The organism is Marinococcus halophilus (assembly GCF_900166605.1).
Classification (GTDB): domain Bacteria; phylum Bacillota; class Bacilli; order Bacillales; family Marinococcaceae; genus Marinococcus; species Marinococcus halophilus.
Genome location: NZ_FVZD01000006.1, coordinates 1130541 through 1156603, shown reverse-complemented (window position 1 = coordinate 1156603; position 26063 = coordinate 1130541). Strand labels below are relative to the sequence as shown.

24 protein-coding genes are annotated in these 26063 nt (G+C 52.3%); 2 read left to right on the top strand and 22 right to left on the bottom strand.

From position 1 onward, the window contains the following. Positions 1–102 precede the first annotated feature (102 nt). Both B5066_RS11920 and B5066_RS11915 read right to left on the bottom strand, forming a co-directional pair. The gene (locus B5066_RS11920; protein ID WP_079476130.1) at positions 103–1746 is read right to left on the bottom strand and encodes a DAK2 domain-containing protein; all 1644 of its coding nucleotides are present in this window, start codon (positions 1744–1746) and stop codon (positions 103–105) included. A 27-nt stretch (positions 1747–1773) separates the two neighbouring features. Continuing rightward, positions 1774–2142, bottom strand: a complete 369-nt coding sequence (locus B5066_RS11915; RefSeq protein WP_022792732.1) for an Asp23/Gls24 family envelope stress response protein — start codon at positions 2140–2142, stop codon at positions 1774–1776. Positions 2143–2353: 211 nt separating this feature from the next. On the opposite strand from B5066_RS11915, the gene rpmB reads away from it, so the two are divergent. Beyond that, positions 2354–2542, top strand: coding sequence for a 50S ribosomal protein L28 (gene rpmB / locus B5066_RS11910; protein ID WP_079476129.1), 189 nt, complete (start codon positions 2354–2356; stop codon positions 2540–2542). Between the two features lie 61 nt (positions 2543–2603). On the opposite strand, the gene rpe is transcribed toward rpmB, so the two are convergent. The 12 genes from rpe to remA form a co-directional block, all read right to left on the bottom strand. Continuing rightward, positions 2604–3248, bottom strand: coding sequence for a ribulose-phosphate 3-epimerase (gene rpe, locus B5066_RS11905; protein ID WP_079476128.1), 645 nt, complete (start codon positions 3246–3248; stop codon positions 2604–2606). A gap of 2 nt (positions 3249–3250) precedes the next feature. Then, on the bottom strand, positions 3251–4132 hold the full coding sequence (rsgA, locus tag B5066_RS11900; RefSeq protein WP_079476127.1) for a ribosome small subunit-dependent GTPase A: 882 nt from the start codon (positions 4130–4132) through the stop codon (positions 3251–3253). Next, positions 4111–5328: a Stk1 family PASTA domain-containing Ser/Thr kinase gene (pknB, locus tag B5066_RS11895; protein ID WP_079476126.1), complete on the bottom strand. Its 1218-nt coding sequence runs from the start codon at positions 5326–5328 to the stop codon at positions 4111–4113. The genes rsgA and pknB overlap by 22 nt, the downstream gene beginning before the upstream one ends. Further along, positions 5316–6065: a Stp1/IreP family PP2C-type Ser/Thr phosphatase gene (locus B5066_RS11890; protein WP_094907863.1), complete on the bottom strand. Its 750-nt coding sequence runs from the start codon at positions 6063–6065 to the stop codon at positions 5316–5318. The genes pknB and B5066_RS11890 overlap by 13 nt, the downstream gene beginning before the upstream one ends. Further along, complete coding sequence (rlmN, locus tag B5066_RS11885; protein ID WP_079476125.1) at positions 6062–7159, bottom strand: dual-specificity RNA methyltransferase RlmN; 1098 nt, start codon at positions 7157–7159, stop codon at positions 6062–6064. Before rlmN ends, B5066_RS11890 begins: the two co-directional genes overlap by 4 nt. Before the next feature lie 2 nt (positions 7160–7161). Further along, complete coding sequence (gene rsmB / locus B5066_RS11880) at positions 7162–8544, bottom strand: 16S rRNA (cytosine(967)-C(5))-methyltransferase RsmB (RefSeq protein ID WP_079476124.1); 1383 nt, start codon at positions 8542–8544, stop codon at positions 7162–7164. Beyond that, on the bottom strand, positions 8537–9475 hold the full coding sequence (gene fmt / locus B5066_RS11875) for a methionyl-tRNA formyltransferase (protein WP_079476123.1): 939 nt from the start codon (positions 9473–9475) through the stop codon (positions 8537–8539). Before fmt ends, rsmB begins: the two co-directional genes overlap by 8 nt. Before the next feature lie 72 nt (positions 9476–9547). After that, complete coding sequence (gene priA, locus B5066_RS11870) at positions 9548–11956, bottom strand: primosomal protein N' (protein WP_079476122.1); 2409 nt, start codon at positions 11954–11956, stop codon at positions 9548–9550. Between the two features lie 2 nt (positions 11957–11958). Next, positions 11959–13155, bottom strand: a complete 1197-nt coding sequence (gene coaBC / locus B5066_RS11865; RefSeq protein WP_079476121.1) for a bifunctional phosphopantothenoylcysteine decarboxylase/phosphopantothenate--cysteine ligase CoaBC — start codon at positions 13153–13155, stop codon at positions 11959–11961. A 96-nt stretch (positions 13156–13251) separates the two neighbouring features. Next, positions 13252–13464, bottom strand: coding sequence for a DNA-directed RNA polymerase subunit omega (gene rpoZ / locus B5066_RS11860; RefSeq protein ID WP_079477028.1), 213 nt, complete (start codon positions 13462–13464; stop codon positions 13252–13254). 26 nt (positions 13465–13490) lie between these two features. Beyond that, entirely contained in the window at positions 13491–14105 is a 615-nt protein-coding gene (gmk, locus tag B5066_RS11855) for a guanylate kinase (RefSeq protein WP_079476120.1), read from the bottom strand. Between the two features lie 26 nt (positions 14106–14131). Further along, positions 14132–14395, bottom strand: a complete 264-nt coding sequence (gene remA / locus B5066_RS11850; RefSeq protein WP_079476119.1) for an extracellular matrix/biofilm regulator RemA — start codon at positions 14393–14395, stop codon at positions 14132–14134. A gap of 313 nt (positions 14396–14708) precedes the next feature. Between remA and B5066_RS11845 the strand changes: the two genes are divergently transcribed. Next, a complete protein-coding gene (locus tag B5066_RS11845; RefSeq protein WP_079476118.1) occupies positions 14709–16445 on the top strand; it encodes an Rqc2 family fibronectin-binding protein in 1737 nt (578 codons plus the stop codon). Between the two features lie 53 nt (positions 16446–16498). Here the strand turns inward: B5066_RS11845 and pyrE are convergent, their stop codons facing one another. Genes pyrE through B5066_RS11805 form a run of 8 tightly spaced genes read right to left on the bottom strand, consistent with a single transcriptional unit; the run spans position 16499 to position 26014 of the window. Continuing rightward, positions 16499–17125, bottom strand: coding sequence for an orotate phosphoribosyltransferase (gene pyrE / locus B5066_RS11840; protein ID WP_079476117.1), 627 nt, complete (start codon positions 17123–17125; stop codon positions 16499–16501). Then, a complete protein-coding gene (gene pyrF, locus B5066_RS11835) occupies positions 17115–17837 on the bottom strand; it encodes an orotidine-5'-phosphate decarboxylase (RefSeq protein ID WP_079476116.1) in 723 nt (240 codons plus the stop codon). Before pyrF ends, pyrE begins: the two co-directional genes overlap by 11 nt. Continuing rightward, the gene (locus B5066_RS11830) at positions 17834–18745 is read right to left on the bottom strand and encodes a dihydroorotate dehydrogenase (RefSeq protein WP_079476115.1); all 912 of its coding nucleotides are present in this window, start codon (positions 18743–18745) and stop codon (positions 17834–17836) included. The genes pyrF and B5066_RS11830 overlap by 4 nt, the downstream gene beginning before the upstream one ends. Next, positions 18742–19524 (bottom strand): dihydroorotate dehydrogenase electron transfer subunit, encoded by a 783-nt coding sequence (locus tag B5066_RS11825; protein WP_079476114.1) that lies wholly within the window; start codon positions 19522–19524, stop codon positions 18742–18744. The genes B5066_RS11830 and B5066_RS11825 overlap by 4 nt, the downstream gene beginning before the upstream one ends. Beyond that, the gene (gene carB / locus B5066_RS11820; RefSeq protein ID WP_079476113.1) at positions 19521–22736 is read right to left on the bottom strand and encodes a carbamoyl-phosphate synthase large subunit; all 3216 of its coding nucleotides are present in this window, start codon (positions 22734–22736) and stop codon (positions 19521–19523) included. The genes B5066_RS11825 and carB overlap by 4 nt, the downstream gene beginning before the upstream one ends. A 13-nt stretch (positions 22737–22749) precedes the next feature. Beyond that, complete coding sequence (locus B5066_RS11815; protein ID WP_079476112.1) at positions 22750–23838, bottom strand: carbamoyl phosphate synthase small subunit; 1089 nt, start codon at positions 23836–23838, stop codon at positions 22750–22752. Then, positions 23835–25118: a dihydroorotase gene (locus B5066_RS11810; protein ID WP_079476111.1), complete on the bottom strand. Its 1284-nt coding sequence runs from the start codon at positions 25116–25118 to the stop codon at positions 23835–23837. The genes B5066_RS11815 and B5066_RS11810 overlap by 4 nt, the downstream gene beginning before the upstream one ends. Continuing rightward, the gene (locus B5066_RS11805) at positions 25115–26014 is read right to left on the bottom strand and encodes an aspartate carbamoyltransferase catalytic subunit (protein ID WP_079477027.1); all 900 of its coding nucleotides are present in this window, start codon (positions 26012–26014) and stop codon (positions 25115–25117) included. Before B5066_RS11805 ends, B5066_RS11810 begins: the two co-directional genes overlap by 4 nt. Between the last annotated feature and the right edge of the window lie 49 nt (positions 26015–26063).

Sequence of the window (26063 nt, the reverse complement as noted above, 5' to 3'; positions counted from 1 at the left end):
TAATACACGAACGGTTGTTCACCTTTCATTATATACGTTTCCTTTTACGCACGAAAGAGGTACTGCCATGCGTTAAACAAAAAATAAGCCGCCCGAGGCAGCTTATTCCACAGAAACGATATATTGATACAGCGGCTGTCCACCCGTATGCGTTTCTACTTCTACGTCCGGGTACGCTTCTTCGAGCTCTGCGGTGATTTCCTCCGCAAGCTCTTCGCTGACATCTTCTCCGCTGATCAGTGTAATAATCTCGCTTTCACTATCCACCATCTGCGCAAGCAGCTCCTGAAAGGCCTGCTTCATCTCCTGATGGACAGTGACAATATCTTTTTCGAAGATACCCATAAAGTCGCCTTCCTGGATCTTTTTCCCATCGATGCTCGTTTCCCTTACCGCATGGGTAATCTGGCCCGATTTAACATAGCGGGTCGCTTCTTTCATTGCTCCTTCATTTGCCGACGCCTCTTTCGTTTCGTCAAATGCAAGCATTCCTGCGAGGCCCTGCGGCACGGTCCTGGTCGGGATGACAGTCACCTGCTTGTCGCTGATGTCTGCTGCCTGCTCCGCTGCCATAACAATATTGCCGTTGTTCGGCAGCAAAAACACGTGCTCCGCATGCACCCGGCTGATCGCCTCAAGAAGATCCTCCGTACTAGGGTTCATGGACTGCCCGCCGCGGACGACCTCCTGCACTCCGAGGCTTTCAAACAGGGAAGCTACGCCGTCGCCGGTCGTAACGGTTACAAAGCCGTACGCGGCAAGCGAGGCGGAAGCCTCCGGCTCTTCTGCCGGTGCCTCCTGCTGCAGGGCACGATTCTGCTCGCGCATATTTTCAATTTTTATATGAATCAGTTCTCCAAATCGCTGGGATTTTTCCAGAATTTTCCCCGGCTCTTCCGCATGAATATGGATTTTCAGCAGATCATCATCGCAGACGGCTAACAGAGAATCGCCGTATTCTGACAGCTCTTCCCGGAAGGATTCTTCCTGAAAAGAGGCAGATGCTTCACTGCCTGCAAAACGAACCATCACTTCAGTACAATAGCCATATGTGATAGCTTCAGCCGGGTCTTTATGATGCTCAAGCTTTACCAGCTGATCAAGCGAAGGCACGGCTTCTCCTTCTTCCTCCTCTTCGCCGGTGAGCGCGTGCAGCATTCCCTCGTATATATGAACAAGGCCCTGGCCGCCGGAGTCGACTACCCCAACTTCCTTTAATACCGGCAGCTGCTCCGGGGTGTAAGCAAGCGCTTCTTTTGCTGCTTTCAAAAACTGGCACATCCAATCTTCAGGCGCCAGCGCATTCGCATTATGTTTATTTTTCATCGTAAGGGAGGCTTCCCTCGCCACTGTCAGAATCGTACCTTCCACTGGCTTCATCACTGCCCGGTAAGCGGCGTCCACTCCCTGTTCAAAAGCTTCTGCCATATCCTCTGTGCGCAGTTCAGCCTTTTTTTCGATGGATTTGGCAAAACCGCGGAACAGCTGTGATAAAATAACTCCTGAGTTCCCCCGAGCGCCCATCAGCAACCCCTTCGAAAAGAACTTGGCTATTTCTCCGGCATGCCCGCTGTCGTTAAGCTGTTCGACCCCGGAGCGAATCGTCAAACTCATGTTGGTGCCTGTATCCCCGTCCGGAACTGGAAACACATTCAATGCATCCACCTCTTTGCTGTGCTTTTGCAGTGTGGAAGCTCCCCGCTTCAGCATCTTTGCCAGCTCAGGACCGCGTACTAATTGATCCATTTTTCTCTCTCCTTCATCCGTCGCATCCTATGGTAGTGCTGATTCAATCTGGACTCCCTGCACATATACATTCACAGCGGCCACATCCAGGCCGAGCATTTTCTGAAGCTGATACTTTACCTTCCGCTGCACGTTATGGGCCACTTCAGAAATTTTCGTACCATAGCTTACGATTATATACATATCAATATGGATGAGCCCGTCCTCTTCCCGGACGACCACTCCACGGGAATAATTTTCTCTTCGCAAAAGCTCCGATAAATTGTCCTTAAAATGTTTTTTTGACGCCATGCCTACAATGCCATAGCAGTCCATGGCTGCCGCTCCCACGGCAGTGGCAAGCACTTCGAGTGTAATATCGATTGTTCCATTAGATGAATAGATTTCGAAGCTCATGTCTCGTTTCCTTCCTTTCCAGACGCCGGCTGTGCCCGGACAATCCAGCTTCTTTTCAAAGTAACTCTGCCATTATCACTATAACCACGTTTTTCTTAAATGAAAAGCATAATTGTATTTTTAGCGAATCAACATTGCGTCTGTCCAGGCTCTATGCTAATATATTTGAGTATGGGTAATTTTGTTTGATATTAATAAGGAGGTGCCATATATGTCCCGCAGATGTTATGTAACAGGGAAAGGCCCTAAATCCGGAAATAAACGTTCTCACGCTAACAATGCAACGAAACGCCGTTGGGGAGCCAACGTGCAAAAAGTCCGCATTCTTGTAAACGGTAAGCCAAAACGCGTATACGTTTCCGCGAGAGCTCTAAAATCCGGCAAAGTGACACGCGTATAAAGCAAAAAGCGGCCAGGGCGCCGCTTTTTTTATGAAGGACTAGTTTACATAATAATATTATTTACTGCTTCAGTTCTTCGATCGCCTTTGCTTTATCTGTCTGTTTGAACAAAGCTGACCCTGATACAAGCACGTTCGCCCCGGCTTCAAGACAGTCTTTGGCTGTTTCCCGACTGACTCCCCCGTCTACCTCAATCTCAAGTTCTGGATTGACGATATCCGCCGCTTTTTTTACTGCCCTGATTTTATCGAGTACGTTAGGGATAAACGCCTGGCCGCCAAAGCCTGGATTTACAGTCATTAAAAGCACAAGATCCACATCGGGCAGAATGTGGGTAATCATCTCCACCGGGGTCGCTGGGTTTAACACGACACCTGCGCGGCAGCCGGCTTCTTTAATCTGCTGGATCGTCCGGTGAACATGCGGACAAGCTTCTACATGTACCGAAATAATATCAGCTCCTGCCCGGGCAAAATCCTCGATATAGCTCTCAGGCTTTTCAATCATTAAATGCACATCAAACGGCTTATCGCTGTAGGGCCGGATGGCCTCAATCACAGGCAGCCCAAACGTGATATTCGGAACGAAATGCCCGTCCATGACATCGATATGTATGTAGTCCGCCCCGGCTTCGTCGATTTCCTTCACCTCCCGGCCCAATTCCGCAAAATCAGCCGATAGTATAGAAGGCGCTACTTTTATCATCATTAATACCTCCTTGGTGTGGATAAAATTTCTTCATGGAATTGCTTATAATGCTCATAACGGTGGGGCGGGATACGTCCCTCTTCCACATCAAGACGTATGGCACAGCCTGGCTCCTGCCGGTGCGAGCATCCCCGGAATTTGCAGTCCGGCATTCTTTCCCGCATTTCAGGAAAACAGATATCAAGATCTTCGGCGGTGATTGAACCAAAATCAAGTGAGCTGAACCCGGGCGTGTCTGCTACCCATCCATTGTTTACACGCAGAAACTCGACATGCCGCGTCGTATGCTTTCCGCGGCCGAGTGCTCCGGAAATGTTCGCTGTCTCAAGATCAAGGTCCGGTGCAACCGCGTTTAGAAGCGATGATTTCCCAACTCCCGACTGCCCGGATAAAAGAGAATACTTTTGCGGAAAGTAAGCAGCTGCTTCTTCGAGCCCCTCCCCGGTTTTCGTGGAGTAAAAATGGAAAGGATAGCCGATACGTTCATAGTCGGCCTGCACGCCGCGCAGCGTTTCTTTTTTTGACTCGTCTGCTTTGTCCCATTTACTTACCAATATGACTGGCTGAATTTCTTCATTTTCTACATGTACGAGAAAACGGTCGAGCAGCCAGGTGGAAAAATCAGGCTCGACGGCAGAAAAGATGAGCAGAGCCTGGTCAATATTTGCAATAGGCGGGCGCACCAGTTCATTCTCCCGCTCTTTAATTTCAAGCACGTATCCATCCGTATGATTCTCTGCTTCAAACCGCACTACGTCACCTACAAGCGGTTTGATTTTCTGTTTACGAAACAGCCCGCGGCCCCGGCACTGAAAATATCCTTCTTCGCTGTCTACATAATAAAAACCGCTGACTGCTTTTACGATTCGACCTGTCGCCATACCTTCGCCCCTTCCTGTAATACTTGGCCCTCTCCTGTATTAAGCCCGTCCCATACAGCTGTCTGCGTTAAAGGGAATACATGCGGGAATACCTTTGTTGAGCCGTTAACGACAAACATTTCCGGAAGCAGCCAGTAGAAAAATGCTGCTCCTGAAAATACAAGGATGCAGGCTAGTACATATGGCCATTTTTTGGTTTTTTCCGGCTCTTCATCCACTGCTTCCGGGCCGGAATACTGCTGTTCATCCTCCTGCACTGCTGGCGCTGCTACCATCGTGTCCTCTTCAGGCAGCCGGGGGTCAGACCACCCCCCCTCCGCCTTGCTTGCATGTCCCTCCTGGATAAAATAAGGACGCTCGTTTTTTCTTTCATCCGACAGCGCGGAACGGATATCTTTATACATTTCTTCGGCGCTCATATAACGGTCATCAGGGCTTTTAGCCGCTGCTTTCAGGATAACGTTCGACAGGCTTTGCGGCAGGCCCTGACGAAGCTGGACAGGGTCCGGCAGCGGCTCCTGAATATGCTTTAAAGCGATGCTTACGGCGGATTCTGCGTCGTAAGGGATCACCCCAGTCACCATTTCAAAAAGAACAATGCCAGCTGCATAAATATCCGAGCGTACACTTACTACGCCGCCTCTTGCCTGCTCCGGCGAAATATAGTGAACGGAGCCCATCATCGTATTTGTCTGTGTAATCGTGGAAGCAGAGGCAGCGCGGGCGATGCCGAAATCAGCAACTTTTATTTCCCCCCGTTCATTGGAAAGGAGGTTATGAGGCTTAATATCCCTGTGGATGATGCCGTGGGTGTGTGCCTGCATCAGCGCTTCCAGCAGCTGCTTGGTTATATGTACCGCCTGTTCAAGCGGCAGCGGGCCGTGGAGGCGGATCATTTCTTTCAGCGTCTGGCCCTCCACGTATTCCATAACAATATAATGCAGTTCCCGCTCCTCACCAACATCATAGATATTGACCGTGTTTTTGTGTCCCAGAATAGTGGCTGCCCGTGACTCCCGGCGGAATCGCTGCAAAAATTCCTCATCGCCGTTAAACTGCGGTTGAAGAATTTTAATTGCTACCAGCCGTTCAAGGATCATGTCCTCCCCGAGGTATACATATGCCATGCCCCCGCTCCCAAGGAGGCGCTTAATATGGTAACGGTCACTGATACGGCTCCCAATCAGTTGGTCCATACCTCTTCCTCCCGAATTACTACCGCAATCGTTATATTGTCTTCGCCTCCGCGGTCATTGGCTGCCTGCACCATCGCTTCCACACTTTCACGAAGCTGTTCGTGAGAAGCAAGCATACCGGCCATGTCTTCGGCTCCGAGCTTATTGGTCAGCCCGTCGGTGCAAAGAAGCACGCCGTCCCCCTCACTCCATTCATACGTGTAAATGTCTGGAGAAAGGCTGCGGTCCGTGCCGAGTGCTTTTGTCAATATATTTTTCTGCGGGTGCGATTCCGCTTCCAGGGCTGAAATCTGGCCTTTATTGTACAGCTCCTGCACAAGGGAGTGGTCTTCGCTCTGTTGTTGAACTGTACTATTCGTCCAGATGTAGCTGCGGCTGTCGCCGATGTTTCCGGTCACGGTAAATGCCGGATGGCAGATTGCCGCTACAAGAGTGGTCCCCATCCCCGTATGCTCCGGATAATGATGAGCGTGACGAATGATGGCTTCATTTGCTTTCATCATGTTCTCAGTCAACCATTCAGAGGCCTCTTCAATTGAATCAACAGACGGATTTTCTTCCCATGCGTCTTTTAATGTCTGATAAGCCATAGCGCTTGCCACATCTCCGGCCGAATGTCCGCCCATTCCATCAGCCACGATAGCTAAAACAGTGCCGGAAGCATTCGTGACGATGCCTCCGGTATCCTCGTTATGAGGACGGATTTTCCCCCGGTCTGTTAAAAACATATGATTCACTGGGAATTTGCCTCCGTTTCTTCTTTCCGCTGGTTAGCACGCAGCTGTCCGCAGGCCGCATCGATGTCATGCCCCTGCTCACGCCGGATGGTTACGTTTACCCCGCGGTCTTTTAATGCCTTTTCGAACGCAAAAATGTCGTTTCTTGTTGTACGTACGTAGTTTCTTTCCGGCACATCATTTACAGGTATCAGATTGACATGGCATTTCAGATCCCCGATCAGGTCCGCGAGCTCGTCTGCATCCTCTTTCTGGTCGTTCACCTGTCCGAACAGCCCGTACTCAAATGTGATTCTGCGGTTTGTTTTCTTTTGATAGTAGCGGATCGAATCCATCAGCTCAGAGACGTCCCATGCACGGTTGATCGGCATCAGCCGGCTGCGGGTTTCTGTGTTTGCTGCATGAAGAGACACTGCAAAATTAATCTGCATGTTTTCGTTGGCAAAGTCATAAATGCGTGGCACAACCCCGCTTGTGGATACGGTAATGTGGCGTGCGCCGATGTTTAAGCCGTCGTCGTGATTAACTACACGCAGAAAATTCATCAAGCCGTCGTAGTTATCGAACGGCTCGCCAATGCCCATGACAACGATAGAGCTTACGCGTTCATCTCTTTCATCAAGCAGACGCTGGGATTCAAGCACCTGGGCAGTAATTTCGCCGCCTTCGAGGTTTCTTTTCAAGCCGCCAAGCGTAGAAGCGCAGAAGGTACAGCCAAGCCGGCAGCCTACCTGCGTAGTGACACAGACGCTGTAGCCGTAATCATGCTTCATCAGTACGGTTTCGATCGTATAGCCATCCTGTAGTTCGAACAGTATTTTAATTGTGCCGTCCTGGGACTGCTGATGGACCACCTCTTTTAGTGTCGTCAGGGTGAACGTGCTCTCGAGCTTTTCACGAAGTGTTTTCGGGATGTTGGTCATTTCCTCAAAGGACGTGACGCGTTTTTGATACATCCATTCAAACAGCTGCTTCGCCCGGAATGCCGGCTCCCCATTTTCCTTTAACCATTGTTCAAGTTCCTCGTATTTCAAGCTGTACATGGAGGGGCTGTCCGTTTGAGGGGCAGGCGCCTCCTTTTTTAAAATCTGCATGCTTATGCTCCTTCCGTTTCTTCCTGATTATTTTTTACCGCCGCGGCAATGAAAAACCCGTCTGTACCGTATTCATGGGGAAGTATCGTGCACCAACCGTATTCGCTGGAAAAATGCTCTATTTCTAAAATATTTAGTTTATCGGTCAGTTCCTTGTCTGGTGAAAGCTCTGGATGCCGGTGCAAAAATGCTTCCCACACCTGTTCGTTCTCTTCTGGGCGAATTGTACACGTGCTGAACACAATCCTTCCATTAAATCGTAACATACTTACCGCTTCATTCAATATTTCAAGCTGTATCTCCGGCAGGCGTTCAAAGTCCTGTGCCTTTTTGGCCCATTTCTGTTCAGGCTTTTTCCGGATAACGCCAAGGCCGCTGCACGGGGCATCGACAAGCACCCGGTCAAACGTACGCGCCGGAAAAGTCGTTGTCAATTGACGTGCATCTCCCGCGGCGGTTTCTATATTTTCAAGCCGCAGCCTTGCCGCCTGTTCTTTAATCTGAGTAAGCTTTTTTGCACTCAGGTCATGAGCTGCCACGCTTCCGCCCGGGCCGGTTCGTTCGGCTGCGTCCGTTGATTTTCCGCCCGGGGCGGCACAGGCGTCAAGGATTTCCATGTTTTTTTCGATTCTAAGTGCTTCGCCGGCTTTCATGGAGCTTTCGTCCTGTACCGTAATATAGCCGTTCTGGTACGTTTCAGTAACAAGCACGTTGCCCTTTTCAACAATCAGCGCCTTTTCCGCAATTGTCCCGCGGGTCGTCTGAATGCCTTCCTGCTCGAGCATTTCCTGCACGTCCTCTAGTTCAGCCTCCGGGGAGACCCGTACATTCGTTTTCGGTGTAACATTATTTGCTTCTGCGATACGAAGAGCTGTTTCTTCTCCGTAAGCTGCCTTCCATTCCTGCAGCATCCATGCCGGATGACTGTACTCCACGGCCAGGCGTTCTCCGGTATCGCTGATGGCGGAGAAGTCGGGAAATCCTTTTCGCTGCAGAGAGCGGAGCACTCCGTTCACAAAGCCGCTCACCCCTTTGTTTCCCCGCTGCTTCGCAATCTTTACCGCCTCATCCACAACGGCGTGGTCCGGTACCCGGTCGAGGTAGCGCATTTGATACACACTCATGCGCAGCAGCACACGCACCCAGACATCAAGCCTGTCGAGCGGTTTATTGACAAAAACTCCGAGGACGTAATCCAGGGTATTCTGGCGCCGCAGGGTGCCGTAAACAATTTCGGTCAGCAGGCCGGCGTCTTCCCGCGACCATGCTTTTCCGGCAAGCTCATGATGGAGCAGCAGATGGCTGAAGGCCTGGCCGGCCTCCACCCGTTCAAGAAGAGAAGCTGCAGTGTATCGCAGGGAATGGGAGGGTCCGGTTTTATTCATCAAAACTCTCTCCTTTAGCCCAGCCGTGGCTGCCCCGCAAAAACTCGGCCGTATTCATCCGTTTCTTTCCTGCCGGCTGAATCTCCCACAGCCGCACTAATGTACCGTCGCCAGCGGCCACATCAACATAGCTTTCCTCTATAGCGGTAATCGTTCCCGCTTCCGCACTGGCGGAGGCTTCTATCCATTCTGCCCGCCACACCTTAATCGGCTTCTCATCTTTTTCCGTATAAGCCACCGGCCATGGATTCATCCCCCGGACCTGGTTATAAATCGAGCGGCCGCTCTGCTTCCAGTCAATTCTTTCCTGGCCGCGCTTAATATTGGAAGCAAACGTTACGTCAGCTTCGTTCTGGGGAGTTCGTTCTGCCGTCCCGTCAATAACACCTGGCAGCGTATTAATTAAAAGATCTGCCCCGAGTACGCTCAGTTTGTCGTGCACATCCCCGACTGTATCCTCCCAATCAATATCTACTTCCCGCTGACGGATGATGTCGCCGGCATCAAGCTTTGCAACCATATCCATGATGGTGACGCCTGTTTTTTCCCGGCCGTCGATAACCGCCTGGTGAATCGGGGCACCGCCCCGGTACTCTGGAAGCAAAGAAGCATGAACGTTCACTGCCGCAATCGAAGGAGCTTCGAGCAGCTTTCCCGGAAGAATCTGCCCGAACGCAGCCGTAATAATCAAGTCTGGTTTCTCTGCAAGCACTTCGTTTAATGATGCTTCGTTCTTCAGTTTTTCCGGCTGCAGTACAGGAAGCTTCCACTTTTCGGCTTCTACTTTGACCGGCGGCGGGGTCAGTTCTTTTTTTCTTCCTTTCGGTCGGTCGGGCTGAGTGACTACCGCCGTTACTGGATAGCCTTCTTCAAGCAGACGCCTTAGAATCGGGACCGAAAAATCCGGCGTGCCCATAAATAAAATGTTCATACTTATCCCTCTTTTCACAATACACAGCCCCGTGCGTCGGTCACTATCGAAGCAGCGGGGCTGGATTTTACCTTATAGAAATAACTGCGGGTACATATCAATTGTAATAAACAGCTTATCCTGGGCTGTTTCCTTTTGATAGTGTACAGCAATGTCGTTTAGTATTTTCGTTAACTCAGGCTCATCTCTGTATTTTATCATGCATTGGTACCGATATCTATCCTTGATCCTCGCAATCGGAGAAACAGTCGGCCCGAGTATTTTTGCTTGCGGCGATAATTGCTCCCGCAGCCGGTTTGTCACTTTTTCTGCAGTTTTCAGTGCGACACCGATTTCTTCATGCGAAACATTGACCATTGTTAAATAGTAATATGGCGGGTAACCGCCACGCTTGCGCTGCCCCATCTCATGCCGGCTGAATGAAGGATAGTCATGATTTTTGGCAAACTGGATGCTGTAATGCTCAGGACTGTAGGATTGAATCACTACTTCTCCCTGTAGCTTGTCCCGGCCGGCCCGGCCGCTCACCTGGGTAAGGAGCTGAAAGGTACGCTCCGGGGCCCGAAAATCAGGCAGGTGCAGCATGGTGTCTGCGGCAAGCACTCCAACGAGTGTGATCCTCGGAAAATCCAGTCCCTTAGCAATCATCTGAGTGCCAAGTAAAATATCAGCTTCTCCGTTGCCAAACCGCCGCAGCAGTTGTTCATGCGAGCCTTTTTTCGTCGTCGTATCCATATCCATACGGATAATCCGCGCTTCCGGCAGTACCTTTGTCAGCTCTTCCTCCACCTTCTGGGTGCCTGTGCCAAAGTAGCGGATTTGTTCACTTTCGCAAGAAGGGCACGTCGAGGGCATCGTTTCTTCATAGCCGCAGTAATGGCATTTCAGTTGATGCTTTGTCTGATGGTACGTGAGCGTAATTTCGCAGTGCGGGCATTCAGCGGTGTAGCCGCACGAACGACACATGACAAAGGAAGAGTACCCACGGCGGTTTAAAAACAGGATGCTCTGCTCCCCTTTTTCTAGTCGGTCCTTCAGCTTTTCGAGGAGCGTTTCGGAAAATACCGAACGGTTTCCCTTATGAAGCTCCTCTCTCATATCCACCACATCAATGGCGGGCAGCTGTTTCTGATTGATTCTCTCCGGCATTTCAAGCAGCTGGTAGACCTCCCGGCCGGCCCGGGCATAGGATTCCAGTGACGGTGTAGCGCTCCCTAATACGACCGGCGCCCCGTGGTATCTGCCTCTCCAGATCGCTACTTCCCGGGCGTGATACCGGGGATGATCCTCCTGCTTGTAGCTGCCTTCATGTTCTTCATCAATAATAATCAGGCCAACGTTTTTGAAAGGGGCAAAAATCGCAGACCGCGCTCCGATCGCTACTTTTGCGTCTCCGGCATGCACCCTGCGCCATTCGTCATACCGCTCGCCTCTCGACAAGGCGCTGTGCATCACTGCCACCTGGTCCCCGAACCGCCCTTTAAAGCGTTCGACCATTTGCGGGGTAAGGGATATTTCCGGCACCAGCACAATCGCTTCCCGTCCCTCCTGAAGCACGCGATCAATGGCCTGCAGGTAGACTTCTGTCTTTCCGCTTCCGGTCACCCCGTGCAGCAAAAACGTATGGTGCTGCTGCCGGGATGCTTTTTCTATAATCGGGGCAAGCGCCTGCTGCTGATCATGTGTCAGCTCCTGCGGAGGGGTTGCTTCAAATGAACGGTCTTCGAACGGATCCCGGTACGATTCCTGGTCCCGTTCCATTAGGATATTTTTCTCCACAAGACCCTGAATGACAGCCCGGCTCGCCGTCTGCTCATGCAGCAGCTGTGCTGCGGGCACCGCAGCCTCTTCATCTCCGATCGAAAGAAACCAATCATACAGCTCCAGCTGCTTTTTCGCCTTCGCAGTAAGAGAAGCTGCATGCGCCCGGTGCTCCGGATGAAGCCGCAGCATCCGCCTGGTCTGTTTTTTCGTCTGATCCTTCACCTGGTAATCGATCCGGATCTGTTCATGCCTGACAGCTTCCTGCACATGCTGCATTACCGCCTTATCGTCGGGGAGGTCCTTCCAGTCGACCGTGGTCTGCTTCTGAAAAACAGCCTGAAGTACTGGTGTCAGAATCTCCGTCGGCACGAGCAGCTCTATTTTCTTCTTCGGTTTTGCCCGTATAGCCGCCGGAATCATCGACTGGTAGGCGGTAATTAAAAAGCATACCGTTTCCACAGCCAGATATTCTCCAAGCTCAAGCAGCTCCCGGGTGAGCACCGGATGGGGATCGAGTACATCTGTAATCGGCTTGACCCGGGCGAGCTCTGTTTTTTCCTCGACCCGCCAGATGAAGCCCTGAATTTTCCGGGCGCCAAATGGCACCGTTACTCTTGAACCGGGATGTGCGAGCATTTCGAGTGAAGCCGGAATGTCATAATCAAATGCCCGGTTCGTCTGGCCGGTAGCTATATCAACAATTACTTTGGCGTACATCGTTACGCGTCTCCTATTCGTTTCTGCAGCCAGACCATAATTTCGGCCGCTGCCTCATGCTTCGACTGGGTAGGAAAAGAAACGGCTCCATTTTTATCGACAAAGGTAATCGTGTTCTGATCGGTACGGAAGCCGGAGTCCGATTTACCGATTGCATTGGCGACAATTAAATCGGCGTTTTTGCGCTGCCGCTTGCTTTCCGCGTACTCCTCGAGGTGTTCCGATTCTGCGGCGAAACCGATCAGCAGCTGATGCTTCTTTTTTTCACCGAGCTCCTGGAGAATATCCGGCGTTTTCACCATCGGTACATCAAGGCCATCATCTTTTTTCTTCTGTTTTTTTTCATATACGGTTTCGGGCCGGTAATCTGATACGGCGGCAGCTTTAATCACCACATCCGATGCCTCATAATAAGTCAAAACAGCTTTGCGCATATCCTCTACGCTTTCTACATCAATTCTTGTCTGGACGCCGCCGGGCGTAGTGAGCGTCACCGGCCCTGCTACCAGCGTTACCTCTGCTCCCCGCCGGGCAGCTTCCTCTGCAATTGCAAAACCCATTTTCCCGCTGGATGGATTGGTGACGACCCGGAAAGGGTCAATATGCTCGTGCGTTGGCCCCGCTGTAACCAGGACCCGTTTTCCGGCAAGCGGGGTGCCAACGTTTTCAGCGTCCTCGACAAACTGCATAATATCCTCAGGCTCCGCCATCCGGCCTTTTCCTATCCAGCCACAGGCGAGATACCCTTCCCCGGGTTCAATGAACCGATAGCCGTCCTTTTTTAATGTTTCTTTGTTTCGCTGAAAGCTCGGATGGTTATACATGTTAACATTCATTGCCGGTGCAACGTAGACGTTGGCAAGTGTTGCCATCATGGTGGTTGTGAGCATATCGTCTGCAAGCCCGTTTGCAAGCTTCCCGAGTGTATTGGCGGACGCAGGCGCTACAATGAACACATCCGCCCAGTCTGCCACGTCAACATGGGAAACGACCGAAGGATCCGCTTCTGCAAACGTGTCGTCATACACTCTTGAACGGGTGAGCGCCTGGAACGTAAGCGGGGTGATAAATTCTTTTGCCCCCGGGGTCATAATAATACGCAGCTCGGCCCCTGCCTGGTACAGCTTACTTGCAAGCGCCGCAGCTTTATAGGCAGCTATACCTCCTGTGACGCCGAGCACCACTTTTTTTCCTTTCACAGCTTCGTCCTCCTTTTATGGACCCTTCAGGCTAAAAAAAGCAACCTACGTGATGCCATAGGTTGCTTCTTCTATCCGGTGCCCGTCCATTTCTTGTTATCCTTCGTAATCTCCCTGACGGTAGCTGAGCACGCCGGCCTGAATTTCTTCAAGAGCAATACCCACTGCCTTGACGGATTTTGCATTATCAATCATTGGAAGGGCCCCATCGATTTCTTCAAGGTCTCTCGCGCGCTGGGCCGATACGGTTACAAGCGTATATTTGGAATCGATATGCCCGAGCAGCTGGTCAATGGACGGATAAAGCATTCCTTCGTCATTTCTGTTTGAAGCCATTATTCCACCTCCGCTAGTTCTTTGTATTTTTCAATCAAGCGTTCCTGCTTGCAGTGTTCTGCCGTGACGATGGAACGGATGCGCGAGACCGCTTTATCGATCTCGTCGTTTTCGACCACATAGTCATACATCTGCATCATGTCAATTTCATTTTTGGCCACCGTCATCCGTTTGTCAATCAACTCGGACGTTTCCGTTCCGCGTCCGACGATCCGGTTTCGGAGCTCGGCAAGGCTCGGGGGCATCAAAAAGATAAACGTCCCTTCCGGGTAACGCTCCTTCACTTTTTCCGCGCCCTGCACTTCGATCTCGAGAATGATATCTTTACCGCGGTCAATGGTTTCCTTGACGTAATCAAGCGGGGTTCCATAGTAGTTGTCTACATACTGCGCCCATTCGAGCAGCCGGCCCTCCTCGATCATTTTTTCAAATTCTTCCTTTGAATGGAAGAAATAATTTACTCCGTGCTCTTCTCCCGGGCGGGGGGATCTGGTAGTAGCAGAAACGGAATATTCGATATTAGTATCTTTTTCCCGCAAAGCACCGCACACAGTACCTTTTCCCACACCGGCCGGGCCGGAAAGTACAATTAATAACCCTTTATCATCTTTCATAGGTTGACAAGCCTCATTTCACAATCTTATTCGTCCGATGAATCATCGTCTTTTGTATACAGCCGCTGGGCGACTGTTTCGGGCTGAACTGCAGAAAGTACGACATGGTCGCTGTCTGCAATGATAACCGCTCTCGTCCGTCTCCCGTATGTTGCGTCAATCAGCATGTTCCGATCTCTTGCTTCCTGAATAATCCGTTTGATTGGTGCTGATTCCGGGCTGACAATGGAAATAATCCGGTTCGCTGACACGATATTCCCAAATCCAATGTTGATTAGCTTAATGCTCAAAACTACCCCTCCTGGTCGGACCATCCCTCTAGCTGCTGCCTGAAAAAATGGTTCTTGTATGTTTTCTTCTGCGGCGCCTGACGAGTCGTTCTTTTGGTTAGTATAGCACGTTTATTTCAAGCGTCACAAACGATGCTTCGCGGTGAGCCCGAACATTATGTACTTCTACATTGTAAACAATATCTTTCCGGCTCACAACCAATGTTTATTCAGCAGACAAGACGGCGAGCTTTTCATTATGCTATAATCCACCGTACAGAACGCAAGCAGCAGAAGGTTTTCTCCTGCTTGTACGAGTAAAGGATGATCGAACGTGAGCTTTGACGGAATTATGACCCAGGCCGTGGTCCAGGAAGTACAGCAAACGCTTCAAAGCGGCCGGATCACAAAAATACACCAGCCCTACAAAACCGACCTGGTTATCACAGTGCGGGCGAACCGCAAAAATCACCAGCTGCTCCTCTCGGTAAACCCTTCCCTCTCGAGAATGCACCTGACAGACGAGAAGTATCAGAACCCGCCGGAGCCATCCATGTTCTGCATGCTGCTGCGCAAGCACCTCGAAGGCGGTTTCGTGCGGGAGGTCTCCCAGCAGGGCCTTGAACGAATCGTTTCGCTTCGCATTGAAAACAAAGACGAAATCGGTGACCTTACGGAACGGACCCTGGTGATGGAAATCATGGGCAAGCACAGTAACGTAGTACTTCTTAATGAAGACCGCACGCATATTCTGGACAGCATGAAGCATATCTCTCCGGCCCAGAACACGGTCCGCACGATTCTTCCCGGCCAGGCATATATCGAGCCGCCGTCCCAGCATAAAGCAAACCCTCTCGAGGCTGGGGCCGGCGACGTGCTGAGAGCACTTGACGCCAACCAGGGCAAGCTCGACCGCCAGCTGATGCAGGCATTTGAAGGCATTTCTCCCCAGAGTGCCAAAGAAGCTGTTCACCGGGCAGGCCTTGGGTCGCTCCAAAAACTGGCCGATACGTTTACCGCGCTTATGGCCGATGTTAAAAACGGAAATTTCCAGCCGCAGATCGTGACTACCGAAGCGAATAAAGAATACTACAGCCCGGTCAATCTTTCTCATGTGGAAGGCTCGAAGGAAATTTTTGACTCAGCAAGCGCCATGCTCGACCGCTACCATAACGGTAAAGCCGAACGTGACCGCGTCCACCAGCAGGCCCACGACCTCGAACGGTTTCTGCAGAATGAGCGCGAAAAAAACGAGCGCAAGTTGAAAAAACTGCGCCAGACAATTACCCAGGCCGAAACCCGCCTCGTCTACCAAAAATACGGAGAGCTGTTAACCGCCCATATGCACCAGCTCCGCGGGGGAGAGAGCGAGATAGAAGTAACGGACTACTACGACCCAGAAGGCGGCACGCTCAGCATCGGGCTTGAGCCTGAACTATCGCCGTCAGATAATGCCCAGAGGTACTTTAAGCGCTACAATAAAGCTAAAACCTCGCTTTCGGAGGCTAAAAAACAGATTAAGCTCACCCGGCGTGAAATAGATTACCTCGACCGTCTGATCCAGCAGGTCGAAACGGCTGCTCCTTCCGACATTGACGATATTCGCGAAGAATTGTCGGACGGCGGCTACCTGAAAAAACGTGTTCAAAAGAAAAAGCAGAAGAAAAATACGAAGCCTCAGGTCGAGCAGTACGTTTCTTCTGCCGGTATTCTTCTGCTGGTGGGGAAAAACAACCGCCAGAACGAATACGTTACCAACCGGGCAGCAAATGCGGGAGACACCTGGCTGCACACGAAGGACATTCCCGGCTCCCACGTAGTGATCCGCTCCACAGACGTAGACGAGGAAACGTTGAAGGAAGCGGCTGTACTTGCCGCCTATTTCTCCAAAGCGCGTTCTTCGTCCTCCGTGCCGGTCGACTACACCCTGATCCGCCATGTACGAAAACCAAACGGGGCTAAGCCCGGGTTTGTGACCTACGACCAACAGTCCACCCTGTTTGTTACTCCGGAGGAAAGCCTCGTCCTCGAAATGAAAAACCGGGCTAAGTCCCAGCCTGCCGCCAATTAAAAAGCTCCTTCCGAACAGCAGTGCTGTTCGGAAGGAGCTTTTTTCGCTTATATTTATGACCAGGACACCGGATCCTGCTTCCATTCCTGCAGACGCTCCATATCTTTTTCCCGGACGTAGCCTTCCTCAGCAGCAATCCGAATCAGCGCGGAGTAGTTGGTAAGGGTCTCCGACGGCAGCTGTGCTTCTTTAAGCTGCCGGCCGGCTTCCTCCAGCTCATACGTGAAAATCGCAGCGGCTCCGAGCACCTCGGCTCCGGCTTCTAGAAGCGCCTGCTGAACCGTAATCATGCTTTTGCCTGTCGAGATTAAATCTTCGACAATTACGACTCTATCCTCCGGGGCGACCCGCCCTTCTATCTGATTACCTTTGCCGTGTGACTTGGAGGATCCGCGAACATAGCACATTGGCAGGCCGAGCTTGTCAGCAGCAATCGCCGCATGGGCAATTCCGGCGGTCGCAGTGCCGGCAATAATTGTAGCTTCGGGGTACCTTACCCGAATCAGCTCCGCAAGCCCTTCAGCTACCCGGGTCCGTACATCGGGGTACGAAAGCGTCAGTCGATTGTCGCAATAAATTGGAGAGCGGATGCCGGATGACCAGGTGAACGGTTCATCCGGCCGGAGGGTTACTGCTTCTATCATCAGCAGGTCTCTACTGAGAATTTCTTCATTTTGCATCGGACATTCTCCATTCCTGTTCCATTTGTTCGTAAGCTCTTGTCGGATCAATGGCCCCCGTAATGCTTCGGCCAACAACGATCGCATCACTGCCAAGCTCGGCAGCAACTCCAGGAGTCACCACCCGCGTTTGATCCCCAGCCTCCTCACCGGCTCTGCGGATACCAGGAGTTACGGTGAGAAAAGAGCGGCTGCAGGTGCTTTTAATGAGCGGCACTTCTCCCGCGGCACAGACGACGCCGTCCTGCCCCGACCGTTCGGCAAGATCCGCGTAAGCCGTTACGGCTTCATTCATCGAAAGTGGTATGCCAAGCTCTTCATTCAGCACCGCTTCGGATGTGCTCGTCAGCTGGGTCACGGCTATGCATGCAGGTCTTTTCTTTCCGAAAGGGGTGCCCTGCTCCAGCCCCTCGACGGCCCTGGCCATCATCCGGCTCCCGCCAGCGGCATGCACTGTAACAAGATCTACCTGCAGCCGGGCGAGCTGGGCGGCAGCCCGTTGGACCGTATTAGGAATATCATGCAGTTTCAAGTCAAGAAACACCCGGTGGCCTTCTGCTTTCCACTCCTCCACAAGTGCCGGGCCTTCTTTATAAAATAATTCCATGCCAACTTTTAAAAACAACGGCGTCTGCCCAAAAGAAGCGAGCAGAGCGTCCGCTTCCGATTTGTCCGGCACATCCATTGCGATAATCAGGGGGTGGTCGTTCATGCTTTCACCCCGCCCTGCTTCCAATCAGCCCAGTCCGCTGCCGGCTCGGTGCCGGCCCAGTCTGTCAGCTGCTGAATAATTTCCGGGCAGGCAAACGGGTTGCTGATGTTTGCTGTTCCAACAGCCACCGCATTGGCACCAGCCATCATAAATTCCAGTACATCCTCCATTCCCATGATGCCTCCCATGCCGATAATAGGAAGAGCCGTCACTTGCCGCACCTGATAGACCATCCGGATCGCCACCGGCTTGATAGCAGGCCCTGAAAGGCCGCCGATTTCATTGGCAAGCAGTGGTTTCCGCGTTGCTGGGTCGATCTTCATGCCCGACAATGTATTGATCAAAGAAAGGCCATCTGCCCCTGCATGCTCCACCGCTTTAGCAATCTCGGTAATATCAGTCACGTTCGGGGAGAGCTTCACGTAAACCGGCACGTTTGACACGTCCTTCACCCTCCTCGTCAGCTCTGCAGCCAGCTTCGGATCAGTACCGAACGTAATACCGCCCTCTTTCACATTCGGGCAGGAAATGTTGAGCTCCAGGGCTGCTGCCATTCCGGATTCTGACAGCCCGGCAGCCACCGCTTCATAGTCTTCCATTTTCGTTCCTGCGACGTTGGCAAGAACCGGTGTGTTAAACTGCTGCAGCCACGGCAGCTCCTTTTCGGTGACTCCTCTAAGCCCGGGGTTTTGAAGACCGATGGCATTCAGCATGCCTGCTTCTGTTTCTGCCACCCGCGGCGTTTCATTGCCGAATCGAGCTTCCTCGGTGGTCGCTTTGACCGCGATGGCCCCTAAATCGTTGAGATCATACAGCTGGGCAAATTCTTTTCCAAACCCAAAGCATCCACTCGCCGGCATGACCGGGTTTTTCATTTCGAGGCCGGGGAGGCTCACATGCATTTTCATGACAGCACCACCTCTCCCCACGGAAAGACCGGGCCGTCGCTGCATACCTTCCGGTAGCTCGTGCCTTCCGGATCATCGGCAGTGTGACAGACACAGGCAAAACAGGCACCGATACCGCAGCCCATGCGTTCCTCGAGAGAAAGCTTTCCTCTTGCCGTTGCATAAGAGCCGTCAAGCGCCCGGAGCATCGGCAGAGGCCCGCAGGCATAAATGGCATCATAGGAAAGCTTCCGGCGGTCAATGACGTCTGTGACAAAACCGGGCTCTCCGACGCTTCCATCAATGGTGCTCACAAAGCAGTCCCCAAGCGAACTGAATCTTTTCTGAAAGAAAGTACTGGAGGCATTGGCGAAGCCGAGTACAGTCTGCACCCGGATGCCCTGGCCCGCGAGCTGTTTAGTGAGCCCTAGCAGCGGCGGCACACCGACGCCGCCCCCCACGATCAGCGCCTTTTCCCCTTCGTTCATGTCACTTGTATCAAATCCGTTGCCGAGCGGTCCCAGCACATCTACTTCGTCACCTGCGCGCCATGCCGCCATCCGGCTTGTCCCTTCGCCTTCGGAACGAAACACAAGCGCCATTCTCCGACGGGCAGGCCAGTATTCACTAATACTGACCGGACGGCGCAGAAGCGGGGCTACGTGTGGTGATGTCTTCACATGCACGAACTGTCCCGGGGCCCCGATACGCTCCGGCATATCTCCTTCAAGCACTACTTCAAAAATCGAGGCGGCAATTTCATCGATTGAAACGACGGTCATCCATTCTTTTTGAATCATGTGATCACCTCGTTGGTCCGTTCCTCTTTCATCGCAGGCATCGCTTCCGTGGAAAAAGTAATCATTTCAAGCACCTCCAGGAGCGCTCCTGCCGTATCAAGCGACGTGAGGCACACCACTTCGTTTTCCACCGCTTCCCGGCGGATCCGGAACCCGTCTGCTGCTGCTTTTTTCTGTTTTTCCATCGTGTTAATCACAAATTGGGCTTTGCCTTCACGGATAAAGTCCAGAATGTTTGGCGACTCTTCTTCTACTTTAGCAACCGACGATGCCGGCACCCCTTCCTGGTTCAGCCATGTAGCCGTCCCCTGGGTCGCGGTAATAGTATAGCCAATTGCATGAAACCGTTTGGCAAGCACCAGCGCTTCTTTTTTCCACTCATCAGCAATGGTAAACAGCACGGTGCCGTGATTTGGAATTTTCATCCCGGAAGCGATCAGCCCTTTATATAATGCTTTCTCGAGGGTCTGATCGCGGCCCATGACCTCCCCGGTTGATTTCATTTCCGGGCCAAGGGAAATTTCCACCTGGCGGAGCTTGGCGAAGGAAAAGACCGGCACCTTTACCGAAACCCCTTCTGCTTCCGGCAGCAGACCGTCATCATATCCAAGAGAAGCAAGGCTTTCCCCGACCATCACCCGGGTGGCAAGCTTTGCGATCGGGCAACCGGTAATTTTACTTAAAAATGGCAGGGTGCGGCTCGCCCGCGGATTCACTTCAAGCACATACACCTCGTTTTCATGAATAACAAACTGAATATTCAGCAGTCCTTTGATGTTCAGGCCCTTTCCGATAGCGATGGTCCGCTCTGCAAGTGTTTGTTTTGTCTGATCCGACAGCGTCTGCGACGGGTAAACCGCAATCGAATCGCCCGAATGTACGCCGGCACGTTCAATGTGCTCCATAATGCCGGGAATGACTACAGTTTCCCCATCTGAGATCGCATCGACCTCCACTTCTTTACCGACCATGTAACGGTCAATCAGCACCGGGTGCTTCCGGTTTACGCGCACGGCCCGCTCCATGTAGTTGAGCAGCTCTTTTTCATTTCCGACAATTTCCATCGCCCGTCCGCCGAGCACATACGACGGGCGCACCAGCACCGGGTAGCCAATATCAGCTGCCACCACCCGTGCTTCCTCTGTGCTTACGGCTGTGCGGCCAAGCGGCTGTGGAATTTTCAATGACTGCAGGGCTGCTTCAAATTTATCCCGGTCCTCTGCCCGGTCCATATCTTCGAGTGTCGTGCCAAGAATCTTCACCCCGTGGTCAGCGAGTCCGTCTGCAAGATTGATGGCCGTCTGGCCGCCAAATTGGACGATAACGCCTTCCGGCTGTTCCACGTCGACTACGTGCATCACGTCCTCTACGGTCAGCGGTTCAAAATACAGCTTGTCTGACACACTGAAATCCGTCGATACCGTTTCCGGATTGTTGTTAATAATAATCGCTTCGTATCCCGCTTCCTGCAGCGCCCATACGGTATGCACCGTCGCGTAGTCAAATTCCACTCCCTGGCCGATCCGTATTGGCCCGGAGCCGAGAACAATGACAGAAGGGCGTCCGGTTTTGCTGCTTTCGTTTTCTTCCTCATAGGAGGAATAATAATACGGTGTCTCCGATTCAAACTCCGCCGCGCATGTGTCGACCATTTTATACACCGGATTAATACCGAGCTTGAGACGCTGGCTGCGAACCTGTTTTTCTGTCGTATTCCAGTAAGCCGCCAGGGTTTCGTCAGCGATTCCTGTCGTTTTAGCCATCCGGAGGATCTCTTCATCGTTTGGATACGCGCGTGCCATCTCGGCCACTTTGACAATACCGGCGAATTTTTCAAGAAAAAACCAGTCGATTTTTGTCCATGTGTGCAGCTGCTCAAGCGAATAGCCGCGCTTCAGTGCTTCTCCGATATAAAACAGCCGTTCGTCATCTGCGTGAATAAGCTTCTCTATCAACTTTTCTTCAGTGGCCTCAGCATAGTCGGGGTGCGTCAGAAAAGCCCGTCCGAGCTCCAGTGACCGTATGCCCTTTAAAATGGACTCCTCAAACGAGCGGCCGATGGCCATCACTTCTCCTGTCGCTTTCATCTGCGTTCCGAGCCGGCGGTTTGCTGCTTCAAATTTGTCAAACGGCCAGCGGGGGATTTTAGTAACTACATAGTCAAGCGCAGGCTCAAAGCTTGCGTAAGTGGTGCCGGTGATCGGATTCTTCAACTCATCCAGCTTATAGCCCGAAGCAATCTTTGCTGCCAGCTTAGCAATCGGGTAGCCGGTCGCTTTGGAAGCAAGCGCCGAGGAGCGGCTCACGCGTGGATTGACCTCGATGATGTAGTATTCAAAGCTGTCCGGGGACAATGCAAACTGCACGTTGCATCCGCCTTCGATTTCGAGCGCCCGGATGATTTTCAGCGACGAATCGCGGAGCATGTGGTATTCCCGGTCGGCAAGCGTCTGGCTCGGGGCAGTTACGATTGAGTCGCCGGTATGAATCCCGACCGCATCGATATTTTCCATATTACAGACAACAATTGCCTGTCCGGAGCTGTCGCGCATTACTTCGTATTCAAGCTCTTTAAAGCCTGCAATGCTTTTTTCAAGCAGGCACTGGGTCACCGGGCTGTATTTAAGCCCCGAGCCCACGATTTCCACCAGTTCATCATGATTGTGCACCAGGCCGCCGCCGGTGCCTCCAAGCGTGTAGGCCGGACGGACGATGACCGGGTAGCCGATGTCATCCACGAAGGCTTCTGCTTCCTGCAGGTCGTGCACAATTGTGCTTTCCGGCACCGGCTCATCCAGCTCATACATTAGGTTCCGGAATGACTCCCGGTCCTCTGCCTGCTCGATCGCAGAAAGCTCCGTACCAAGAAGGGAGATCTCGTATCGCTCGAGCAGGCCGTGGCGGTGCAGCTCCATCGCCATATTCAAGCCGGTCTGGCCGCCAAGGGTCGGAAGAATGGCATCCGGGCGCTCTTTACGGATCACCCGGTCGACAAATTCGAGGGTCAGCGGCTCCATGTATACCTGATCGGCAATGTTTGTATCAGTCATGATCGTCGCCGGATTGGAATTAATTAAAATGACATCGTATCCTTCTTCCTTTAACGCCTGGCACGCCTGGGTGCCGGCATAGTCAAACTCCGCCGCCTGTCCGATCACGATAGGGCCGGAGCCAATCACTAATATTTTCTGGATATCTGTACGTTTTGGCATGGTGACTCCCCTTTTATATGCGAGTAGGTACTTTTTCGTAGCGGTTCATCAAGCGGACAAACTGATCAAAAAGGTCGTTCGCATCGCTCGGCCCCGGGCAGGCCTCCGGATGGTACTGGACGCTGAAGGCCGGATATTCGCGGTGTTCGACGCCTTCTACGGTGCCGTCATTAACGTTGACGTGCGTCAGGACGAGGTCTGTTCCCATCAGCGAATCCCGGTCTACAGTGTAACCGTGGTTCTGGGAGGTGATGTCGACCCGGCCGGTTTTCACTTGTTTAACTGGATGATTACCACCGCGGTGGCCGAATTTAAGCTTGGACGAGGTGGCCCCGCAGGCAAGGCTTAACAACTGGTGCCCGAGGCAGATGCCAAACACCGGCACTTCCCCGACCAGGGCCCGGAGCGTCTCTACCGCCTCAGGTACATCTTCAGGGTCCCCGGGACCGTTACTGAGCATCACCCCGTCCGGATTCAGGGCAAGCACTTCTTTCGCTGTGGCGTTGTATGGCAGTACAAATACGTCACAGCCGCGGCTGAGCAGATTCCGGGTAATGCCGTGCTTGGCGCCGTAGTCCATCAGTACTACCCGTTTGCCGTTGCCCGGCGCATGGTAGGCATTTTTTGTACTGACCCGGGACACCTGATCCCGGGGGTCGATCCACTGCTGCAGCTCACGGACAGCTTCCTCTTCATCTACTTCTTCCGTACACAGCCTGCCCCGCAGTGTACCGGCAGTCCGGATCATTTTGGTAAGGCGGCGTGTATCAATGCCGCACAGCCCTGGAATGTCTTTTTCTTTGAGCCACTCGCTGAGCGTTCCGATGCTTCGGAAATTGCTCGGGTGCGAAGCTGCTTCTTTGATGATCAACCCGCCGGCAGAAGGATGCATCGTTTCAAAATCGTCACGGTTAATGCCGTAATTGCCGATCAGCGGATACGTCAGCGTCACTAGCTGATCGCAGTAGGACGGGTCGGATAAAATTTCCTGATAGCCGGTCATGCCGGTATTAAACACAACTTCTCCCACAGTTTCCCGTTCGCTTCCAATACCTTCCCCGTGAAAAACAGCCCCATTTTCCAATATTAATTTCCGCTTCATTTTTGCACCTCTTTCTTTTGATACACGGTTTGTCCATTTACGATTGTAAGTACCGGCCAACCTTTAAGCTTCCAGCCGGTAAACGGTGTGTTTTTTCCCTTGGATACAAACTGGCCGGGGTCGACTGTCTCTTCGTGCTCCAGATCAATGAGCGTCAGGTCTGCAAAAGCGCCGGCAGAAAGTGTGCCGGCAGACAGGCCAAACACCCTGGCCGGCCGTCTGGTCATTGAGGCAAGCAGATGCTCCAGGGTGCACACTCCGTTTAAAACCAGTTCGTTATATAAAAGCGGAAAAGCTGTTTCAAATCCCGTAATACCAAACGGTGCTTCGCCTATCGGCCGTGCTTTTTCTTCTGCTGCGTGAGGCGCATGATCGGTCGCTATAAAATCAATGGTGCCGTCGAGCCAGGCTTCAAGCAGCGCCTGCCGGTCACCCCGGGAACGCAGCGGCGGATTCATTTTATAGTTTGTATCCACCTCCGGGATGTCATCTTCGCTCAGCAGCAGATGATGCGGCGTCACTTCAGCCGTTACGTGAATACCCGCGCGTTTGGCATCGCGAATCAGCCGCACGGATTCCTTCGTGCTTACGTGACACACGTGATAATGGCAGCCGGCCGCTTCAGCAAGCAAAATATCGCGTGCAATATGCACCGATTCAGCTATCGCCGGTATGCCCTGGAGTCCGTTCTTTTCTGCAAACCTGCCGGCGTGCACGCTGCCACCATAAACAAGGGTGTTTTCTTCACAGTGTGCTACCACCGGCATGTTAAGCGCTGCCGCTTCGAGCATAGCTTCATACATGACAGAGGCGTCCTGCACGCCCACTCCGTCATCCGTAAAAGCAAAGGCCCCGTGCTCCTTCAGCGTTTTCATGTTCGTGCGTTTTCTGCCTTCCTGTTTCTCCGTAATGGAAGCATACGGATGAACACGAACAGCGGCCGTGGCTTCAATGCGCTCATACAGCAGATCAAGCTTTCCGGCAGAGTCGGGCACCGGGTACGTATTGGGCATCGGGCACACCGTAGTGAAACCGCCTTTGGCCGCTGCCTGCGTACCTGAATAAATGGTTTCTTTGTGCTCGCCTCCCGGCTCGCGGAGATGCACGTGTACGTCGACCAGGCCTGGAGCGAGCAGGCACCCTTTCGCGTCAACCACCACTTCCGCTTCTTCAGGTGCACGGCCTGTTTCCTGAATACGTCCGTTTTCAATCAGCACATCACGGGATTCGATCGTTTCCTGCGGGGTAAACACCTGTGCGTTAATTATCCATCCATTCATTTCCAATCTCCTCCTTTTGCCTGCCTTAAAACGTGATCAAGCACAGCCATGCGAACATATACGCCGTTAGTCATCTGCTTGAAAATTCTCGAGCGGCTGCCCTCCACGAGCTCGTCTGCTATTTCCACGCCCCGGTTGATTGGAGCCGGGTGCATAATAATACTTTTATCCTTCATCCGCTGCGTTCGCTCTACGGTGAGCCCGTAAGCTTCGTGATAATCGTTTGGCCCGGCTATCAGCTGAACCGTGTGGCGCTCATGCTGTATGCGGAGCATCATCATGACGTCCGCCACCTCCACTGCTTCATCCATCGGTATAAAGCGGCTGCTCATGGCTTCATCCATCCATTCCTTTGGCCCCGATACGTATACTTTCGCTCCGAGGCGCTCCAATACCTCTACGTTTGAACGGGCGACCCGGCTGTGCCGGATGTCTCCAGCGATGACGACCTTTACTCCGGCAAACCTGCCAAACTCCTGCTGAATAGTCATTAAATCCAGAAAAGACTGGGTTGGGTGATGCCCGCAGCCGTCCCCTCCGTTAATGATGGGAATGTTAATAAAGTCCCGAAGCTCATCGAAGTACCGTTCCTGCTCATGACGGATAACCACCACATCCGCACCAATGCTTTCCAACGTGCGTACCGTGTCGTACAGGCTCTCTCCTTTTTTTACGCTTGAAGTTGCAGCGTCAAAATGCAGAATCCCAAGACCAAGGTTTTGCTCGGCCGCTTCAAAACTGAGCTTCGTCCGGGTACTCGGTTCAAAAAACAAATTCGCCGCGTATAAAGGAAGGGTCGTCCGCTCCCGTTTCATGTCTGCGAACTCGTTCGCTCGCGTCAACAATTCGTGGATCTGGCGCACATTCCACTCTTCCATGGTCAGCACATGCTGCACGACTGCCGTTTTTGAAGTTTTCATACTCATCATTGTTTCCGCTCCTTTT

Coding starts and splice junctions, on each gene's coding strand:
- pyrF (WP_079476116.1), bottom strand. CDS start 17,837: ATGAACGACCACCCCCTGATTATCGCAATGGATGTGCCGGACAAATCG.
- pknB (WP_079476126.1), bottom strand. CDS start 5,328: ATGGACCAACTGATTGGGAGCCGTATCAGTGACCGTTACCATATTAAG.
- B5066_RS11915 (WP_022792732.1), bottom strand. CDS start 2,142: ATGAGCTTCGAAATCTATTCATCTAATGGAACAATCGATATTACACTC.
- carB (WP_079476113.1), bottom strand. CDS start 22,736: ATGCCAAAACGTACAGATATCCAGAAAATATTAGTGATTGGCTCCGGC.
- B5066_RS11825 (WP_079476114.1), bottom strand. CDS start 19,524: ATGATTCAAAAAGAATGGATGACCGTCGTTTCAATCGATGAAATTGCC.
- rsgA (WP_079476127.1), bottom strand. CDS start 4,132: ATGGCGACAGGTCGAATCGTAAAAGCAGTCAGCGGTTTTTATTATGTA.
- fmt (WP_079476123.1), bottom strand. CDS start 9,475: ATGAACATTTTATTTATGGGCACGCCGGATTTTTCGGTCCCGATTCTA.
- gmk (WP_079476120.1), bottom strand. CDS start 14,105: ATGAAAGATGATAAAGGGTTATTAATTGTACTTTCCGGCCCGGCCGGT.
- priA (WP_079476122.1), bottom strand. CDS start 11,956: ATGTACGCCAAAGTAATTGTTGATATAGCTACCGGCCAGACGAACCGG.
- B5066_RS11830 (WP_079476115.1), bottom strand. CDS start 18,745: ATGAAAATGCATGTGAGCCTCCCCGGCCTCGAAATGAAAAACCCGGTC.
- rpoZ (WP_079477028.1), bottom strand. CDS start 13,464: ATGCTTTATCCGTCCATTGACCAGCTGCTCGGGCATATCGATTCCAAA.
- B5066_RS11920 (WP_079476130.1), bottom strand. CDS start 1,746: ATGGATCAATTAGTACGCGGTCCTGAGCTGGCAAAGATGCTGAAGCGG.
- pyrE (WP_079476117.1), bottom strand. CDS start 17,125: ATGCAAAATGAAGAAATTCTCAGTAGAGACCTGCTGATGATAGAAGCA.
- B5066_RS11815 (WP_079476112.1), bottom strand. CDS start 23,838: ATGAAGCGGAAATTAATATTGGAAAATGGGGCTGTTTTTCACGGGGAA.
- B5066_RS11810 (WP_079476111.1), bottom strand. CDS start 25,118: ATGAATGGATGGATAATTAACGCACAGGTGTTTACCCCGCAGGAAACG.
- rpmB (WP_079476129.1), top strand. CDS start 2,354: ATGTCCCGCAGATGTTATGTAACAGGGAAAGGCCCTAAATCCGGAAAT.
- rpe (WP_079476128.1), bottom strand. CDS start 3,248: ATGATAAAAGTAGCGCCTTCTATACTATCGGCTGATTTTGCGGAATTG.
- rlmN (WP_079476125.1), bottom strand. CDS start 7,159: ATGCAGATTTTAAAAAAGGAGGCGCCTGCCCCTCAAACGGACAGCCCC.
- rsmB (WP_079476124.1), bottom strand. CDS start 8,544: ATGAATAAAACCGGACCCTCCCATTCCCTGCGATACACTGCAGCTTCT.